Genomic DNA, 17,455 nt, shown 5'->3' on the forward strand with positions numbered 1-17,455 from the left:
GCAATCGGACTTCATGCCTATTGCCTTGGCGGCGGAGGCATCTGAAAGTGGGCTGTTGGTCCTTCCTTGTGTCGTCGCTCCAATCGAGGCGGTATGGCTGTCCCGTGTAAGAACAAGTTCCTTGCGTTCTGGAATCGCTTTAAAAGCAATCTCAAGACGAACCGCTATCCGGTCGTGCTGGGTGAGGCCGGATCGGCACGCCGAGCGGCCGAGGTCGAACGGATGACGCGGAAGCAGACGCCCCCCATCGACATTCGTTAATTCCAGCCGTTTTCCCAGGCTGAACAGCGAGGATCAGGCTTTTCATTCTTCGAAAGATAGAGACCGATTGAGATCGGTAGTTTTGGATACATTTGGTGAATACTTTGTAGACAATCTGTCAGTTACTGATCACAGATTGGCTGCAAAGCTGAAGATAAAAAGTGTCTCTTTGATGGCGCCCAGCCGGCGTCTCCATATCGGGAAGGGTTTGTTTGCAGAGCCTGTTCTCTCGTTCTCCAATGATGAAATTCCTTCTTCCGCTGGCGGGTGCCAGTTGTTTGTTCCTGGGGCTGCCTGCCCAGGCCAATCCGAACACGCCGATTCCGCTGAACTCCGATGAGTCCGGTGTGGCCTATGGACCGGCAGTGTTTGTTCCTCCCCATGGCGGTCCGCGTTTGACCGCTCGCGCGGTCGGCTACGGCTTTGTTCGCTCCAACACCCTGCTGCCTTTGGGTGGTGCAGAAGTCATCGACAATCCTGTTCCCCAGAATCTCTCTGACCTGTCGGGCTGGTCGACGGAGCAGCTCCAGGCTGGTCTCCAGCAGGAGTACAGCGTGGATGTGGCCGCCGTGGCTCGCTTCCTGTATTCCCCCAAGGGTGAGCAGTTCCTGAAAGAGAGCATTCAGGAGAGCAACTACACCCCCTACTACAGCCAGCAGAACAGCCTGCAGGCCGTGCGCAGCGCCATCATTCTTGACTCCCTCGACGGCAAGCTCTCGAGCTACGGAATGATGAAGATGCTTCCCACCGACCAGCGCCTCCAGGGCTCGATGAAGGTCTGTGATGTGAACAGCATCGAGAACAGCCAGCAGGCCACCTCGCTGCTCAGCTGGTACATGAACACTCCGGCTTGCATCGCGGCCTACACCGCCGAAGCTCCCGAGCCGGTCCAGCAGCCCGTTCGCGGCCTCTGGTGAATCCAGCTCAGCTTTGAGTCAATCAAGCGCCCTCGCGGGGGCGCTTTTTTGGCAAGAAGCGGCTTCCGGCGGCAAGCCCACTGCCAGTGCCGCTACAACGAGTTCATGAAACGACTTTTCGGATTGCTGGTTTCTGCGATGGCGTTCGCTCCAGCGCAGGCTTTGGCGAATCAATCGGCCAATCAGGACCTTGGTGATGGGCGCGTAATGACCCATAAAGGTGCGGTGGTTTTAGTGGTCACCAAGCAAGGGGCCTATCAATACTGCTACGTCAATCCGATTGCTCCAGTCCTGGCGGAGGGCAGGCTGAACATCGATTGCACCGACGACAAGCCGCTCGGTCTCGGAGGCTTTGAGCACAGGCTTCTTCCTCCATCCCCCTAGCCAGAGGCATTAGGTAGACGTACCGATTGCAACGTCGACGGGCCCCAGCACCATATGTTCATCGGGATACTCCGATGGGTAGGGAGAGCAAACCCCTGGACTGAGCGCCAGGGGTTTTTTGTGGCCTTCACTCCAAGCCAAAGGAGTCTTTGATCGAATCAGACATGAGAAACCCCCTGATTGCTCAGGGGGCGTGTGCGCGAGAGACGCGTCTTACCTCTCGTAGGTGTTGCCTCGGTAGGTCAGGTGAATGGTGCTTGCGGTCGCGTCTGCCAGACGTGCGTTGTAGACGTTGCGGCGATAGGTCAGCTCAACAGGCGCTTTGTCTTGGACAGAGTTTTTCTGGGTATAGGAATTACCCATGTAGGTGAGTTGCATGATGAGTTCACGAGTTAGCCCGAGTCCCCGTTCCATGACTCAGGTGAACTGCACCTTGAGGTGATCAAGGCGAACGTTTGCGGCTAGTGCCAGCCCATGTATATCGATCGAACAGGCCAATGGAGAGTTCGCGCTGTTACTCAGGGTTGTATTCGAGGAAACCTTTAGATTCTCTTTATCTGGAGATGTCGTGCGGCTTGGTCGTACCTACCCGGGTGTGGGCTTCTCCAATGAATCCTGATTAGCGCGTTTTCTCTCGTTTGAACGTGTAGCAGCCCCCGTGGTAGCCGGTGAAAGGTTGCGAGTAGGTCACCAGCTCCCAGCCGTCGTCTCCCAGTTCGTTCATGACGCCAGCAAGCGTGATGTCAGGCCGGGGCCGCGACCTGAAGATGATTTGCCGTTGATCCAGCCACAGTTCCTCGATTTCTCCGGTCCAGCTTTTGCCGCGTGGGATAAAGCGCAGTTGCGTGTACTCCCACTTCATGGCCGATCTACGGGAACAGGAGATGGCATCTTCTCACTCTCTGCTGATCCCTAGTCCTGGTCTCCCCCGGAACGGTCATCCATGCCCCGTCGAACCAGGGTCTGCGTGACCCAGAGCAGGCCAAGGAACAGTGAGGCAACCAGAAGCAGGGCCATGGACGAGGCGGGGGCTCCTGTCCATGTTGGCCGTCGGTATCGGCGCTCTACTGGGATAGGCCGGCAAACGGGATGACACCGGGTCCGAGGCGAGGCCATTGGTCTCCCAGGTTCGGTTGTTTATGGCGCCACGTTCTGGATGTTTAGCAGCGTTTTCCCATCGGCACTGACCGCCACTTCTGTCAGGAGGGTTGCTGGTGATCCTTCAACCTGCCAGCCGGGGGCGCCGCCGCTGAACTTGAAGACAAAGCCCAGCGCATCCGCTTGGAGTAAGCAGCGTTGCCGGACCAGCGTGGTCGAAAACATGCAGGCTTCAGGGGTGTACTTGTTCAGACCGCCGTTCAAGCTGATGGCCTTCGTTCGAGCCAGGTTCATGGCTCGTTGAAGGGATGGACCTTGCTTCTGCATCTGCTCGATCTTGTCGAAGGTCTGCTGGACGCTTTGGGCAAAGACAGGGCTGATGGCGCTCACACCGACCGTGAACGCAGCTAATGCACCAAATGCACGACGTGCAGTTCGCATCTCATGACTCCTACAAGATGTCATGGGGGAACTCTGGGGTGGTCACGGGTTTATCGCAAGTGGAGTTGCTCACCACTTCAGGGCGTGCCATGTCCCCTGGGTTCATCATTGAGCGATGACCCTTGGCATCAACACACGACCCACGGACGAAGAGCTGGCGAGCTGGATGCCCAATACGCCCCATTCGAGCTGGGCACAAGAAGGACATCGAGGTGCCGGCAGCAAGGAAAACGACCCCATCTGCCGCTGTGACTTTTGCGCGAAGCTTCGGCGCGAGTTCTGGGAGCAGCAGTCCTGGATCCCGTAGGACTAAGCCGCGAGATCGCTGTGTGTTTGACGACGGCGACGCGCTGGGCGTGGACGGCCCGTGGCTTCTTGTTTGAGGTAAACCTTCCGGCCGTTGGCATTGATCCGATAGAGGCCACCGCGCGGTCCCTTTTGGATGGGTCCTTGATTGCCGGCCTGGATGGCTCGCTTTGTTCTCTCTGCCAGTCGGCCAGACGGATCCGTCAACGCGGGCTGTTGCTCATTGAGCCAGCCCATGGCCTTCAGAAGCTTGGTGAGTAACGAGCGACCAGGCACTGCTCAACAGCTGATCAGTTCAGTGTCCAGTGGCGTCAACCACTGATTGGCTCACTTGTGGCACTTGGCCCGAAAGCGGGTGGAGCTGCTGGTGGCTTGGTGTTTGGTTTTGCGTCCACTGACGCGCTTGCGCCACATCCTGAACGACGAGGCTTTCATCGACTGACGCATCAGTTCGATCACCTCCTGTTCAGAGAGTCCAAATTGGTGATGGATGGCCTCAAAAGTGGTGCGGTCCTCCCATGCCATCTCGATGATGCGGTCGAGTTCCTCCGGTTCAAAAGTCCGCATCGCTTAGCGCCCAGTTGCGGTGACCAGAAGGCCACTGCGTGGAGTGGGGCTGGGCACCAGCTGGAGCGACAGATCTTGACCAGGCACCAGCTGCAGCTGGACTTGCCGCAGCAGGCCAACGGCCATCAGTCTGATTTCCAGTTCGGCGAGGGCTTTGCCCAGGCAGACCCTCTCCCCGCCACCAAAGGGGAGGAGGGTTTGATCAAAGGAGCCATCGAGATGGCGCTGCGGTCTGAACTCCGAGAGATCGGTTCCGCTCTTGGTCCCTGATGGCGTGAGGGCCACCTGGATCACGCTTTTTTCGGGAACGGCGACTCCGGCTAGCTCAATGGGGTGCAGGCTGCGGCGGAAGAAGCCCCCCACCGGTGGTGTTTGGCGCATCACCTCCAGCACGGTGGCGTCGAGCTTTTGCGATTGCGGTGCTGTGGTCGCTGGCCATGGGCCGCAGATCAGATCGCTCTGCAGCCAATGCAGCACCTCGGGATGCAGGAGCAGCGCGCGGAAGAGACAGCTCAGCGAGGAGGCCGTGGTTTCGTAGCCAGCGAAGAGCAACAGCAGCAGCTGCTCGGCCAGATCGTCGTCATCCAAGGGAATGCCGGCTTCATCGAGCCCGCCACTGATCAGATCCAGGCCGCCTTGGTTGCTGCCGGCTTTCAAGACCGCCTTGATGCGGTTCAAGAGTCGCGCGCGAGCAGCCATCGCTTTGGCAAAGGGTGTGCCGGGGATCGCCAAGGGAATGGAGAAGAGGGCCTTCGTCCAGATCTCAAAGTCAGCAAAGAGCGCGTCGCGGCTGCCTCGATCCAGCCCCAGCACCGTGGTGGCGATCACCGTGAAGGCGAAGCGGCGCATCTGCCCGGCCAAGGGGATGGGGCCGTCGGATGCCTTGAGTTCCTCGGCGAGCTCATCCACCAGCGCTGTGATCGATGGGCTGTAGCGCGCGAGGGCTGCGCTGGAGAACAGTTGACCGACGACGCGCCGACGCGCTTTGTGGCCGGCGCCGTTGCGGTTGGCGAGTGATCGGCTGCCCAGCAGCTGTTTCACGCTCTCCGGCCACCAGCCCTCCAGCGCCTCGCTCTGGCTGAAGAGATCGCTTATCGCGCGCTCACCGCGGATAAACACGATCGGCTGGGCCAGCAGCTTGGTGGCGAAGACATCGCCATAGGTCTCAAAGCGCCGTTGGGCGAAGCTCGGATCGCTGAAGAAATCCAGGGTTTCCTTTAGGCCGCTCACCGCACCCGTATTGGGCAGAGGCTTGGCAGGCATGGACCCAGGCGCGCGGAAGCGGTCAACTTATCGAGTTCAGCTGGGCTCTGAGCTGGCGCCAGACGATCAGCAGGTGTTTTGGTTCTCTCTTCGGTCGAAATGCTGCACACGCCTTGTCGGCGGGGCTTCATGCCGTTCGCCCATCAGGGCCTGTTGTGGATTGGGTGGGGCGAACTTGCGATTCGCCCCGGTGAGCCGGTGCCTTGACAAAGAGATATCGGCTCCTTGCCTTTATGGCGCAAAGCACATAACAGTGCGAGAGGAGTGTCGTAATCGACACGTTTAGAGCGCAGAAAAGCCCCTGAGAGCGACTGCAGGGGCGCTGAGCGATCTCTTCGTCAAGAGCGCCCGTTGATCTTACGTCTAAGAGTGATTCTCAGAATCATTGCTTTGCTAATTGTGAATTGGGGTTGCTTGCGGATCCCGCTTGGTCACCTGGCGTCGATGCGTTGATAGGGACTGTTCCTGGTTGTGCTTACGGTTATGGGTGATTTCATCTGCTGTTGAGGTCGCGTATATAAGAGCGAAGACGCTTGCCTCGCTACTTGCTCTTTCTGTGGAGGTTGGTCGGCTTGTGGCTTTGAAGCCGACAGCAGTTTCCATAGTCTTCTATAGGGAATTCATGTAATACATCTCTGCTGTGTCCAGAGACGATTCTGTAGCTTCGTCCGGAAACCCAGCACCTGGCTTTTGTTGTGGTGTACGCGCTCCACCAGGCGTGTCGCACGACCTCGTCAATCCATATCTGATTGGCCGCATCAAAGCGCTGAACGATGATCATTGTCGCAGCTCTCGATGGACAGTTTCAGAGTCCCCTATTGATCCAGGTGTATCAAGTCTTTTAAAGGCTGGCTTCGGGATCGCTATACGTTTTGCAGGGTTGGAGAGACTCTCTTTGTAATTTTGACTCCCCTCTTCTCGTCCGGGTGTCGCTCTCGCTGCCTTGATGCCGCCGGATGCATCCACGAACTGATCATTAATCCAAGCTGATTGTCGCGTAGGTCACACTCTTAACCATTGTCTTTGTCTTGTTGGGGCTTGAGGTTTTTGACGGGCTGTCGCAATTCTTGCTGAATCTTCGATGCGGCGACGCGGTTATTGGCTTCTCATCTGCAGATGCTGTTCTCGTCTTCAGCTTGAAAGTAGAAGAAAATAAGCGACTGAGGAGCAATGGCTACCAAATGCAGTGTGATCCCTCGGACATGGTCGGTTTGCACGACTGTTTCAGGGGCTGATCTGCGAGAGGGTTTGAATGACCGTCGTCGCCTCGCCGTGACCAAGTTCCACAAAGATCAAGCCGAGCTGACTGGATACACGCTCGACCGTTGGGATTTGCACGGCGTTCCGTGCGGCTGTGCCGATTGCATGGCTGAGTACGAGATCTTGCGCATGATGCAGCTTGCTCAAGACCAGAAGTTTTTGAGGAATCCATCCTGAGCATGGACCCTGAAGAGGTTATGAGCTCCTCGCCTCTGGGTGGCCTCTTGATCGATCTGAACTAGAGCAGAGTCTGAAGGACAGTGGGCAACGCAGAAGCTTTCTTCGCTTCCTTCGCCCTCATCCATGGACCGACAACAGTGAGGATGACCACCCTGGTGTCGTCTTCGACGTTTTTCGCTTCAACCGATGCCCCGATTCATTGCTCAGCTGCGGGGAGTGTTGAGTTAGGGGAGCTTGGCGCTCCCCCGTCTCGGATCACGGGGAATCACTCGGCCGTGTCCTCAGCGGTTATGGCTCTTGGTGGCTTAGGACTGCAAGGGGAACCCGTCGCGACTTCCCCAATAGGGAGGAAGTTGTTCGCCTCTATTGCCTTTGGTATCGGCCTCCGGGACGTTTCGGCTCAAGTACAGGGCGTTGGCATAGCCCTTTACGACAGTGCATCCAGCAGGACCGCATACGCGGTATTCGTTGCGCCCGAGAGGCTGAAGTGTTCCTTTTCCTGGAGCTGGTTCAGACGGGACGAATCGGAGATCCATCAAGACTTTTGCAACCGAAGCCAGCTCTAACGCCTCGGCACGAGACCGACCTGAGATAAGTGATACAGATTTGCAATTGTTTGCGTCCTGCGCCTTGCTCCTCTGGAGCGGCGGCGCTTGCCGCTGGCAGCTCTATGGCTTTAACGGACTAGTGCACCTGAGCTTTGCGATCAGGTTTGTCGTCGCAGGTAGATTCGCCGATCTGCTCCAGAACGTCTCCGTCGCTGGTGAGCAATCGATAGGCGCGGCCTGTGACGCGTGATTTCGCCAGTGCGGTCAGGTAGGCCTTGAAATGATTTCTTTTGCTGCCCTCGTCTTGCCAAGACTCATCGCTGCTGGAGCGGCTTTGAATCAAGACAGCCATGGTGCGGACGGACTTGTTTCCATGACATAACGATGCCTCGTCGTCATATTGAGAGAGGAGAAATACCGATCTGCTTTGGGATTCATGGTTCAATCGGATTCTCAAAGTGGGTGTGGGAGGAACAGTTGTGCTCCTGTCGTTTCTTGATTGGCTAATGGAGACATTGCTTGCAGGGAAATCGAGACTTGAGACGATCGGCACAGCACAACGACCTATCGCTGCATGCCATCGCCAGGCTCTGAATTGAGCGTCGCGGATATCGAGCGGCGCCAACTCGCTTTGCGTGACTGTCCAGACCTTCTGGCTCTCCCTCGCTGCTGCAGCGACCTGGTCACTGACTACCAAAGTTCGGCGCAAGCAGGTATGGATCAACGGATTAAGGGCGGCTCATAGGAAGACGAGCCTGCCCCTTAGTTCCTACCGAACACCTTGTGTTTTGTCGGTGGTCGCATGCTGCTGATAGTGCTTGCCCGGGCTCTTTTCCTTGGGAGCCAATCAGTATCCACTGCATGTAGCGTTTCGTGTAAAGCGACACCTCCTGGGACGCTGTGCATGGCGTGATCCCAAGGAGATTCCGTTGTTTTTACCCAAGTCAGTGGCGCCGATCGACCTTGTGCATCCCCTCCACTGAGAAGCTCGTGTTCTCCATCGAAAGACTGACCAGCAAAGGCTGGAGGCAAACCGAAGAACATCCCGACCACGATCTTGCCCACTTGCACGCACGGCTGAAGAACTTCGCGGATGGTTCCACCTACAGAGTCATCGACCCTGACCAAGCCATGGTTTGCCTGTTCTCAGGCGGCGCTACGGAGTGCTGGGCAATGGACTCCGTAAAGGTGGGGTGAGTCCAGGTTTGCTTGGGCGAAGCGGCTCCCCCGACTTCAATGACGACTCGACAGAAGGCTGTGGTTGTGGCCGGGAGATGCTGGCCAGCGTTCGGTTCGAAGCAGTTCAAAGCATGTCCACTGGATGACGTGCAATTAGGCAACGGCTACTTAGCTCATAGCGGTCGACGGCGCGATCACCGATCTATGTGCACGCTGTAGGAATGGAAGCAAGTTTCAGCACCCGTCCGAGCGACGAGGACTTAGCTCTTTTGTGGCCAAAAACGCCCTACACCTGCTGGATAGGCGACGATTTTGTCTGCAGATGTGATCGCTGCACGACTCATCGGCGTTGGCGCTGGGAAGAGGAAGAGGAGTAACGCGCAACAGCCCCTCCGGCTTCAAAAGAGAAGCGCCGGAAGGGTGTTGTTGGCGACGGGGGCACCCAGCCGCTTCCACACGGATCGAGGAGTTCAAGTCTCGTCCTCTGGCGTTATGGCAACGCCTGCAAAATCAGGCAACAGCTCCCCGACCCACTGCTCAGTAGCGGGGAGTGTTGAGTTGGGGGAGCTTGGCACTCCCCCGTCTCGGATCACGGGGTTCTCTCGGTCCGTGTCCTCAGCGGTTATGGCCTTGGTGTTGCCGTCAGCGCAAGGGTTGCCACATCCACAATGGAGAGATGAGCAAAGTCGCTGCTGCTGTGCTGCTTGCTTCGTCTCTCATCGCCACAAGCGTTCGAGCCGAAGATCCTGACGGTAACTACACCTTTGCCACGAAGGAAGAAGCCTTGCAACGGGCAACGGAGATGGGTTGCGAAGGCGCCTACCAATGGTTTGGTGTCTGGTCTCCCTGTGAAGAAGACGGTGGCGAAGACGATCACAGCGGTCATGACCACAGCCACTAACCCACTGGTCAGTAGCGGGAGAGTTGAGGCGAGGGAGGCAGAACTCACCCCCGTCCTGACTCAGGTAACGGCACTTGCACCTGCCGTGCCCTCAGCAGTCATGGCTCCGGTCGCCCCGGGAGTGCAAGCCCACAAAAAAGCGCCCCCTCTGGAGCGCTCGTGTGGTGTGAGGAGGAACTAAAAAGTTCCGGCGCAGTTATGGCCTAGGCGGGGCTGGGGTTGCATTTCAATAGTCGTCGCCGTATTTCACCGAAGAGGAAGCATCCATCAGCTCGACAGTGGTCTGGTAGCCGCTTTGCACGGTGAAGTCATGCTGGACGGCAACGTCCTGAAGTGCCTCGACGTCGAGTTCAGGCGCTGTAATCCAGCTGAAGCCCTTGCCAAAGGTGTTGTCTGGGTTGACCACGTACCAGTGACAGGCCGTGTCGGGCACAGCCACGGAACACTTGGTCCAGTCGTTGTCCCACTGGGGGACTTGAACAAAGGACAGTGCGGCAAAAACAACGCTTAAGAAACCGGACAGCATTCACATATCTCCCAGGGACGAGACCCTAGCGGCTTTTTGGGGATGCAATGACTCTCAGATCACCCTCCAGTCAAGTGAAGGTGAGACGTGGGGCGAAATGCACTTCGCCCCACGTCTCAACAATGGCGCTTGCGGGAACCGTCTCCAGGGCACTTATGGCCTTCGGTCACCACAGGAGTGCAAGTCGAACCAACGGGAGACGCATCACGGCGTGTTCCTCGTTCTTTGTGCACGATTGGTTTATGGCAGTAACCCCGAACAGCCTCCACAACACACCAAGCGACGACGACCTCGCACTCCTCTGGCCTAAGACCCCTTATGCATGCTGGTTAGGCGAGAAGTCAGCTTGCCGCTGCGCTCTATGCACTGCTCACCGTCGGGTCCGCTGGGACAGCCAAGAGCATTAACTCCAAGCCGCGTTTTCGCCCAGGGCGGCAAACCTCCCTATTTGGGGGCTATCCCAAAGGGACGCGGCCGCTGTTGAGTGAGGTATGGATCAATTCAGCTCGCATCAACTGAGATCTCTTCGGTTGGATGCGCTTGCCCGTGATCATCAGGTTGTTTCAGACCTGAATGAGGGCATCACCAACGGGCCCGACACTTTGGTGAAAGAGCTGATGGAGGTTCATGGCTGGCCTGCTCATGAAGCTCTCGATGCTGTTCATCGACTTCAAGAAAAAGCGCTTCAGGGCCCAGCAGGACTTTCCCTACCTGGGGTGAGTAGACCTACCGATTGAAACGGCTACCAGCGCCGGCACCATGACCCCATTCGGGAGGAAGACGCCCGGGTAGGACCTCAAACCGCGGAGAAGCCACCGCGGTTTTTTCATGACCAGGTCGCGCTGAGCCAGGACTAGTCCCACCCCAACCAGGGCCAAGCCCCCCTCCCTCGGAGCAGGTGCTTTGGGGCCCGCCCCTTTGCCCTAACCCCTGTCTGCCTGTCTGCTTGGACCAGATCAGCTGCGGTGCAGGCGAAGGGAGCAGACAGCGCCCGTGACCGCTCCTGTCTCGTTAGGTGTACTGATCGCGACAGCATCAGCGCGACTTCACGTTTCTTAACGGGATCCGCCAAGATCTCCCAAGTTGTTTGAGGGCCATGCCTCTCTCAAATCCTGTTGAGTTGGTCACGGCTTTTTTGGCTGCCACCATCGCCCTGTGGTTTGTGGGCCGCAGTGTTCCATGGGCGGAACTTGAAATCGAGGGAGCGAAGTTACCCCTCTCAGCCGCCGTTCTGAGGTACTTAACTCGGCCAGGGCTTATTGCATCAACAGGGTTACTGCTGCTCCGACTAAGCATCGGTCTGTTGATGATTCACCACGGTCAAGAAAAACTCGCCGATCCACAGCAGTTCGCCAACACCTACGTTGCGTCGCTGCACCTGCCCTTTCCTCTGTTCTTTGCCTATGCAGCTGGTTTTTCTGAGTTGCTCGGGAGTTGGCTTGTAATCCTGGGTTTGTTTACTCCCCTGGGGGCTCTCGCGCTCACCTCAACTATGGCCGTGGCGGCCTATCAACACATCCTCACAGGTGGATTCAATATTTATGTGTTGGAGCTTGTCTTGCTGTACCTAGGAGGCAGCCTTGCGATCTTGCTGACTGGCCCCGGTCGTTTCTCGTTTGATGCAGGGATGGCTCCGTTTTTGCTCAACAATTCTGTTGGCGCCACCCCTAGTGGTGGAAGTGGACTGCAACTCTCAGCTATTCCTATTGAAAAACCTGAGTAGGCGTACCGCTTGCAACAGCTACTGGAGCCGGCACTATGACCCCATTCGGGAGGAAAATGCCCGGGTAGGACCCCAAACCGCGGAGAAGCCACCGCGGTTTTTTCATGAACGACCTACCTGCAGAAGCAGATTGTTCGATCTCCCGAAGCTGGCTAGAAAAAGATCAAGCCTCCCAAGAAGCCATGAGCAACGCACGTGATCTCATCAACGCCCATCTTTACCCTGTGCTAGCGACAGCTGGCACCATTTTTCTTGCAATCGGAATGGTGAATGCCATTCAGGTCAATCAAAAGATGTCCGCTATTGAGGAAGAGGCTAAGTACTTCAACCACTGTATAAAAGCTCATATCGAGGAAAACCCCAAATACCTGCTAGATGAGATTGTTGTCCACTGCAACGGCAGCTACAGAGAACCAAAGACCTCTTTGGCTCAATAGTAGTTATCAACGAGAAGTGCGGCAGCAGTTGAGCACGAGGAAACAGCGGAGTTGAGTCACGGCGGTCTTTTCTTGACCGTCTGCTTACTGTGAAGGTGGTCAAACCTCGGAAATCCGAGGGCTTGCAAAGGCTGACTTGATTCTTGTGCTGACGCGATGCTCACTTTTGTGCGCACAACACGGCTTTTCCGGCTTTATGTGCATGATGCAGAAATGGCAGTGAATCTGAATACCGCTCCAAGCGACGAAGACCTGGCGATGCTGTGGCCGAACACCCTCCACACCCGATGGGGGCAAGAGGGGTTCATGAGCGGCATCGGCGCCAAGGACGACGACTTTGTTTGTCGCTGTTCAATGTGCGCCAAGATCCGGAGCGACCGTTGGGAGAAGGAGCCTGGCTGACCAGTGAAGACTTCAAAGCCAAGAGCCCTCACCTACACGGAAATGATGAACGGGGGGAAGCAGCAGCTCGACCCAGAAGCTCATCAGCGGGAGCTTGACCTCTCCAGGCGGACCGAAGCCTTGGAAGAGGCGGGGGCATATCTCGCGCAGTCCCTCGATGAACAGCATCGATAACAGCACCATGACCGAATTTTCAGTCGCGAGGAGTTTGGTGGAAGCGCTTTTGTGCGATTAGGCAAGCCTAGATTCGTCCCACCTTTTCGTAATCCATAGGTTCGACCAATAACAAAAAGCTGTTCGACGACTTGCTGCCTTCTCGTCAGGTGGATTGACGCTGGAGGTCCTGATCCATTGGAGGTCTGCAGCCATCGACCGTCTTGAGATACCGCCGCCGTTGTGGACTGTCCTGGGGATTTAGCTCCGATGGGTCGACATGCCATCCAGAAGCAAGTCGCTCATCGACCTCTTCAATATCCATTGTCAGCTTGCTTTCCTCAGAAATTGCTTGTCCCTCTCGGTCTGCATCAGTTGCAGGTTCTCGTATTCAGCAGTGCACTCAGAGCAGGTACAGGGAACACCGTGCAGATCCCAGCGGTCCAGCGTGTAACCAGTTAGTTCGGCTTGATCTTTGTGGAACTTGGTCACGGCGAGGTGACGAAGGTCAGGTGAATACTCTCGGGTATTAGATCGAGAAGCAGTAGTGCAAACCGCCCATGTTCTGGAGAGCACATTATTTTTGGTAGCCGTTGCTTCTGGTTCGCTGCATTTCTTCCACTTTCAAGCTGAAGTGAAGGTTTTTGTAAACCTGTTGCCTTGATGCAAGAAAGTGCTTAACAAGAGAACTGATTTTACGTCCCAGAGGCCATGCATGGGTTTGACATAACCGCCCATACCCCTAGCGGGGAGAAGCGTATTCATTTTGTGGCTATCAACGAGGCGGTTGCCTTGGGTCTTGCAAAGCGATCCTTCGGCGATCATCCCCTCACGATTCGTAAGTACTACGGACCCACCCGGAGAGAGCGAGAAGCCCTCCTTCATCCGGACTAGAGCAACGACCACCAGATGGAGAAGTAACTGCGGTAATCCTGCTCCTGTACAAAAAAGGTGCTCTGGCCAGGCGGTACCCCCACGGAGAGATACGCATCAATCTCGTTAGGCCACTTGAATTTGGCGAGTTTTCGTATTGATGCAAGCTGAATACTTCCTATATCGCAGCCTCCTGTCGGGGATTACCTCTCTTTGTCAAAAGTGAAGGTTGTTCATAGGAAACGGGTCTGTCCAGACCCCAAAGGCACACATCTTTAGTTCTTGACCACTTGGCACTTGGGCCAGCGGGGGCACCAACCTCCGAAAGCGCAGGATGCTCATAACGCCGGCAGCGTAGTTCCGATAACTGTGCCTACAGCAATCGTCCCCATCACAAGCAACAGCAGCCAGTTCACAGCTCAAGCCGCCTTGCCATTTGCTTGTTGCTGCTCTTTTTTGAGCTTTTGCCACATTGCTTTCTCAAGCACTGTGAGCTTTGGGGACTTGTCATTGAGTACTGCCCTGGCACGCTCTTTCGCAGCCTGAACGACCCGAAGCGTTGGATCTGTTCGATCGAATGCCATGTCCTCGTGATTGACGAGAAACGCAAGGTAATGACGTCATGACTTCCTGCAACTAATGACAGGGACTCCTCACCAGGTTCGCCCCATAGATAGCGCTTTGATGCAACCGACACCGTTATGGCCACCATTGGTTGTGTGATCCCAAGGAGATTCCGTGTTTTTTACCCAAGTCAGCGCCGCCGATTGACCTTATGCATCCCTCCCACTGAGAAGCTCGTGTTCTCTATCGAAAGACTGACCAGCAAAGGCTGGCGACAAACCGAAGAACATCCCGACCACGATCTTGCCCACTTGCACGCACGGCTAAAGAACTTCGCGGACGGCTCCACCTACAGAGTCATCGACCCTGACCAGACCATGGTTTGCCTGTTCTCTGGCGGCGCCACGGAGTGCTGGGCAATGGATCACGTGAAGGTCGGTTGAGTCCAGGTTTGCTTTGTCGAAACGGCTCCCCCCCCGCTTCTATTTCGGCCGCAACGCCAATGCAATCATGCACCGGCTCCCTGCTCATAGAGGTCGACGGCGCGATCGCCGATCTAGGTGCAAGCTTCGGGAATGGAAACGAGTTTCAGTGCCCGTCCGAGCGACGAGGATTTGGCCCTTTTGTGGCCGAAAACCCCCACAACTGCTGGATAGGTGGCGACTTTCTGTTGCCTTGCAGGTGTGAGCTGTGCGCTGCTCACAGACGCTCACGCTGGGAAGAAGAAGAGGAGTAGCGCTAACAGCTCCCCAACCCATTGCTCAGTAGCGGGGAGTGTTGGATTGGGGGAGCTTGGCACTCCCCTGTCTCGGATCACGGGGTTCTCTCGGACCGTGTCCTTAGCGGTTATGGCCTTGGTGTTGCCGTCAATGCAAGAGGGCAGGGACTAACGGCGATTCACCCCCCTTGAGCCGCCATGCCTTGACGAAGAGATTCTGGCTCTTGGCCTGTATGGCGCGCCGATCACCGCTAGCGCGAGAGGAATCACACGTTCAGGACATTCGAAATTCAGAAATGCCCCTGAGAGCGACAGCAGGGGCGCTGAGCGATCTCTTCGTCAAGAGGCGCTGTCCACCCCTACCTGAAGATTCGTAGTCAGTACAAGGAGCATTTCCTACGTACTATCTCGACATGGCTGGTCACCACGCGGATTAAGAGCTTTGGCGGCTTAATCAAACGCAAGCTTGCCGGAATTCAATTTCAGCAGATCATTCCCAGGCTATTGCTCTGCACCGATTGCAGGGATTCGTTCAGTCACATATTTGCGTGACGAGCTCCAGCCGACCTTGCGTCCATCGGCTGGGTTACTCGCCACCGCCTTCCTCTGCGTGTCAGGCGACATTTCCTTTCTACCAAGGGCTGATACTTGGAGCTATGTCTCCAAAGTGACAAGTGAAAACTTCTAAAGATTTAGTTCAGCTTCCTTCCTTGAGTTGACGTTCTAAATGTATCGGTCATTGCATCCAGTCAGGCTTGCCCATTCGAGTCAAAAGAGAGCTTTGCTGTTGGCTGGCTCAGCAGTCACTCATCGGGTGCTCGTCGCCTTCTCTAAGGAAGACGTGGCAGGAAGGGTCTGGCTCCTTTGCCGCCTTCTCGAGGACGACCGCTGCTACTGCCCAGAGGAATAACAGGATGAGGACGCCATCGGTGAGGGGGGGCATAGCCTTTCCGTGTCTGCTTTTGGTCTAGCCCCATTTGTGAGGCGCATGCCAATGCAAGTTCTTCCCTTCATCAAGGCTCGGTTTCCGCAAAGCCTCAGAGCTACCCGGTCCAAGAGCACTGGTCGGCGTACTTCCAGTAGATCACTGTCTAACCACTCCTGACCATCTGCTGCTGGACGTTGGTTCCACCCACGAAGAGCTCTCCCACGGTGCGCCTATACCGGTCTATCGTTATCCGGCGGAGGAGACGGTCCTGCCCAGTGCCAGAAATCCATCGGTATTTAGTCGAGCCTCTTTCTTGGCGTCATCTTGAGACCCATAAACGAAGTGGCTGTGATTAGCGCCAGCAGGAAAAGGAGTTCCATCGTTCTAACCAGCAATACTGTCGTATCGATAATTCATGCCCCCAATTGAAGTGCGTAGCTACCCATACCGATTTGCTGTCTTAGGGATTCTTGCCTACAGACATCAATCAAGACTCAAATAGTGTCCATTGATACGACACGTCTTTGCCGACCAAGGTCATGACAGCTTTGTCTTTTGCAGCCCCTTTCTCATGGCCATATCAAAAAGCACGAGAATTACCACTACTCCGCATGGGGCGTCGATTGACCGAATCGCAGAAGGAAAGTTCCTGGTATGTGATCAGGAGAAGAGCTGCCATTTCGTCGACAGTCTGTACCGTGCGGAGGAGTTCCTGAGCTTTATGGAAGCTGGTTACCAGTTTCCTTACGCGACAAATTTCCGCTCAGCCTCTTACAAAGACTTTGTCTGAGATTGAATCGATCCATCGAGATGCTTGACGAGTAGAAATACTTATTGCAGTAGTTGCTGTCACTGCTTCTAATCGCTCAGCAACGGCGTGGGTTTGCCGGCGTCATGGGAGACCCGAGCCTCTGGAAGTCGAACGCCAGGGGCTTTCCTTGACCGCCTGCTCAATGTGATGAAGGTGGTCCATTGCCTGATAACCCCTTCTGGGAAGTGTCTCAACTTTCCCGCTTGATATTTCCGGGCGCGGAACGGGGCACAGAACACCGCTTTTCCTGCTCTATGTGCATGATGCAGAAATGGCAGTGAATCCGAATACCGCTCCAAGCGACGAAGACCTGGCGATGCTGTGGCCGAACACCCTTCACACCCGATGGGGGCAAGAGGGGTTCATGGGCGGCATTGGAGCCAAGGGCGACGACTTTGCTTGTCTCTGTTCAATGTGCGCCAAGTTCCGGCGCAACCGTTGGGAGCGGGACGCTCAGCACCCATTGGCACAGCTCCCCGACCCACTGCTCAGTATCAGGGAGTTTTGAATTGGGGCGACCGCGTCAGGCGGAGCCCCTGCAAGGAACTACGCGTAGACCTTGGCGATCAGCGGACCAGCTTCTTCGTCAGACAGAACGGGAGTCACCTCCCAATCCAGGCACTCAGCCCACTCAGCCGCATGCTCGTAGCAGGCAGATGCATCGTCCGCCTCCACAAGAATCCAACCTTCTACCGAGCCAGGCGCGTGGAAGCGTTTCCAGGACTTGCACGCGGGGAAAGGCGCACCTGTCGCCATGAACTTTTTGGCGGCAATTTCGTGATAGCCGGTCTTGAAAGACCAGTGCATCAAAAAGGTCATGGAGAAGTGTCTAACCAACCCACAGTGACCGCAAGGGAGCGAATCAATGCGTAACAACCGCCACTAGAGAAAGTATCTGCCTCTGGACCAACAGCTCCCCGACCCACTGCTCAGTCGCAGGGAGTGTTGAGGTGGGGGAGCTTGGCACTCCCCCGTCTCGGACCACGGGGTTCTCTCGGACCGTGTCCTCAGCTGT

The 17,455-nt window shown here is 56.1% G+C and carries 19 protein-coding genes; 8 read left to right on the top strand and 11 right to left on the bottom strand.

Features of this window, described 5'->3' with window-relative positions:
- Positions 1-500: 500 nt before the first annotated feature.
- Positions 501-1,178 (top strand): alpha/beta hydrolase, encoded by a 678-nt coding sequence (locus H0O22_RS01610; RefSeq protein ID WP_185187338.1) that lies wholly within the window; start codon positions 501-503, stop codon positions 1,176-1,178.
- Positions 1,179-1,283: 105 nt separating this feature from the next.
- Complete coding sequence (locus tag H0O22_RS01615; RefSeq protein ID WP_185187339.1) at positions 1,284-1,562, top strand: hypothetical protein; 279 nt, start codon at positions 1,284-1,286, stop codon at positions 1,560-1,562.
- Positions 1,563-1,775: 213 nt separating this feature from the next.
- On the opposite strand, the gene H0O22_RS01620 is transcribed toward H0O22_RS01615, so the two are convergent.
- The 3 genes from H0O22_RS01620 to H0O22_RS01630 all read right to left on the bottom strand — a co-directional run bounded on the left by H0O22_RS01620 (position 1,776) and on the right by H0O22_RS01630 (position 3,125).
- Complete coding sequence (locus H0O22_RS01620; RefSeq protein ID WP_255439397.1) at positions 1,776-1,976, bottom strand: DUF4278 domain-containing protein; 201 nt, start codon at positions 1,974-1,976, stop codon at positions 1,776-1,778.
- A 205-nt stretch (positions 1,977-2,181) separates the two neighbouring features.
- On the bottom strand, positions 2,182-2,424 hold the full coding sequence (locus H0O22_RS01625; protein WP_185187340.1) for a hypothetical protein: 243 nt from the start codon (positions 2,422-2,424) through the stop codon (positions 2,182-2,184).
- 275 nt (positions 2,425-2,699) lie between these two features.
- The gene (locus tag H0O22_RS01630) at positions 2,700-3,125 is read right to left on the bottom strand and encodes a hypothetical protein (RefSeq protein ID WP_185187341.1); all 426 of its coding nucleotides are present in this window, start codon (positions 3,123-3,125) and stop codon (positions 2,700-2,702) included.
- A gap of 91 nt (positions 3,126-3,216) precedes the next feature.
- Here H0O22_RS01630 and H0O22_RS01635 point away from each other — a divergent pair, with 91 nt between their 5' ends.
- Complete coding sequence (locus tag H0O22_RS01635) at positions 3,217-3,408, top strand: hypothetical protein (RefSeq protein ID WP_185187342.1); 192 nt, start codon at positions 3,217-3,219, stop codon at positions 3,406-3,408.
- Between the two features lie 326 nt (positions 3,409-3,734).
- Here H0O22_RS01635 and H0O22_RS01640 read toward each other — a convergent pair whose 3' ends face one another.
- The 4 genes from H0O22_RS01640 to H0O22_RS01655 form a co-directional block, all read right to left on the bottom strand.
- Entirely contained in the window at positions 3,735-3,974 is a 240-nt protein-coding gene (locus H0O22_RS01640) for a TIGR03643 family protein (protein WP_185187343.1), read from the bottom strand.
- 3 nt (positions 3,975-3,977) lie between these two features.
- Positions 3,978-5,237, bottom strand: a complete 1,260-nt coding sequence (locus tag H0O22_RS01645; protein WP_185187344.1) for a cytochrome P450 — start codon at positions 5,235-5,237, stop codon at positions 3,978-3,980.
- Positions 5,238-6,461: 1,224 nt separating this feature from the next.
- Positions 6,462-6,644, bottom strand: a complete 183-nt coding sequence (locus H0O22_RS01650) for a hypothetical protein (RefSeq protein WP_185187345.1) — start codon at positions 6,642-6,644, stop codon at positions 6,462-6,464.
- 717 nt (positions 6,645-7,361) lie between these two features.
- Positions 7,362-7,934, bottom strand: coding sequence for a hypothetical protein (locus tag H0O22_RS01655; RefSeq protein ID WP_185187346.1), 573 nt, complete (start codon positions 7,932-7,934; stop codon positions 7,362-7,364).
- Positions 7,935-9,080: 1,146 nt separating this feature from the next.
- On the opposite strand from H0O22_RS01655, the gene H0O22_RS01660 reads away from it, so the two are divergent.
- Positions 9,081-9,305: a hypothetical protein gene (locus tag H0O22_RS01660; RefSeq protein WP_185187347.1), complete on the top strand. Its 225-nt coding sequence runs from the start codon at positions 9,081-9,083 to the stop codon at positions 9,303-9,305.
- A gap of 226 nt (positions 9,306-9,531) precedes the next feature.
- Here H0O22_RS01660 and H0O22_RS01665 read toward each other — a convergent pair whose 3' ends face one another.
- Positions 9,532-9,831 carry a hypothetical protein gene (locus H0O22_RS01665; RefSeq protein ID WP_185187348.1) on the bottom strand — a complete coding sequence of 100 codons (300 nt, stop codon included), beginning with the start codon at positions 9,829-9,831 and terminating at the stop codon, positions 9,532-9,534.
- Positions 9,832-10,927: 1,096 nt separating this feature from the next.
- Between H0O22_RS01665 and H0O22_RS01670 the strand changes: the two genes are divergently transcribed.
- From H0O22_RS01670 to H0O22_RS01680, 3 genes are all read left to right on the top strand, one after another.
- On the top strand, positions 10,928-11,554 hold the full coding sequence (locus H0O22_RS01670) for a DoxX family protein (protein WP_185187349.1): 627 nt from the start codon (positions 10,928-10,930) through the stop codon (positions 11,552-11,554).
- A gap of 104 nt (positions 11,555-11,658) precedes the next feature.
- The gene (locus H0O22_RS01675; protein ID WP_185187350.1) at positions 11,659-11,991 is read left to right on the top strand and encodes a hypothetical protein; all 333 of its coding nucleotides are present in this window, start codon (positions 11,659-11,661) and stop codon (positions 11,989-11,991) included.
- Positions 11,992-12,147: 156 nt separating this feature from the next.
- Positions 12,148-12,393 carry a hypothetical protein gene (locus H0O22_RS01680; RefSeq protein WP_185187351.1) on the top strand — a complete coding sequence of 82 codons (246 nt, stop codon included), beginning with the start codon at positions 12,148-12,150 and terminating at the stop codon, positions 12,391-12,393.
- A gap of 1,445 nt (positions 12,394-13,838) precedes the next feature.
- On the opposite strand, the gene H0O22_RS01685 is transcribed toward H0O22_RS01680, so the two are convergent.
- Complete coding sequence (locus H0O22_RS01685) at positions 13,839-14,003, bottom strand: hypothetical protein (RefSeq protein WP_185187352.1); 165 nt, start codon at positions 14,001-14,003, stop codon at positions 13,839-13,841.
- Positions 14,004-14,120: 117 nt separating this feature from the next.
- Between H0O22_RS01685 and H0O22_RS01690 the strand changes: the two genes are divergently transcribed.
- Complete coding sequence (locus H0O22_RS01690) at positions 14,121-14,426, top strand: hypothetical protein (protein ID WP_185187353.1); 306 nt, start codon at positions 14,121-14,123, stop codon at positions 14,424-14,426.
- Positions 14,427-15,792: 1,366 nt separating this feature from the next.
- Here H0O22_RS01690 and H0O22_RS13250 read toward each other — a convergent pair.
- Positions 15,793-15,852 carry a hypothetical protein gene (locus tag H0O22_RS13250; protein ID WP_255439536.1) on the bottom strand — a complete coding sequence of 20 codons (60 nt, stop codon included), beginning with the start codon at positions 15,850-15,852 and terminating at the stop codon, positions 15,793-15,795.
- A 1,134-nt stretch (positions 15,853-16,986) separates the two neighbouring features.
- A complete protein-coding gene (locus H0O22_RS01700; RefSeq protein WP_185187354.1) occupies positions 16,987-17,259 on the bottom strand; it encodes a DUF3303 domain-containing protein in 273 nt (90 codons plus the stop codon).
- Positions 17,260-17,455 lie beyond the last annotated feature (196 nt).

Source organism: Synechococcus sp. LTW-R (genome assembly GCF_014217875.1).
Taxonomy (GTDB): Bacteria; Cyanobacteriota; Cyanobacteriia; order PCC-6307; family Cyanobiaceae; genus Vulcanococcus.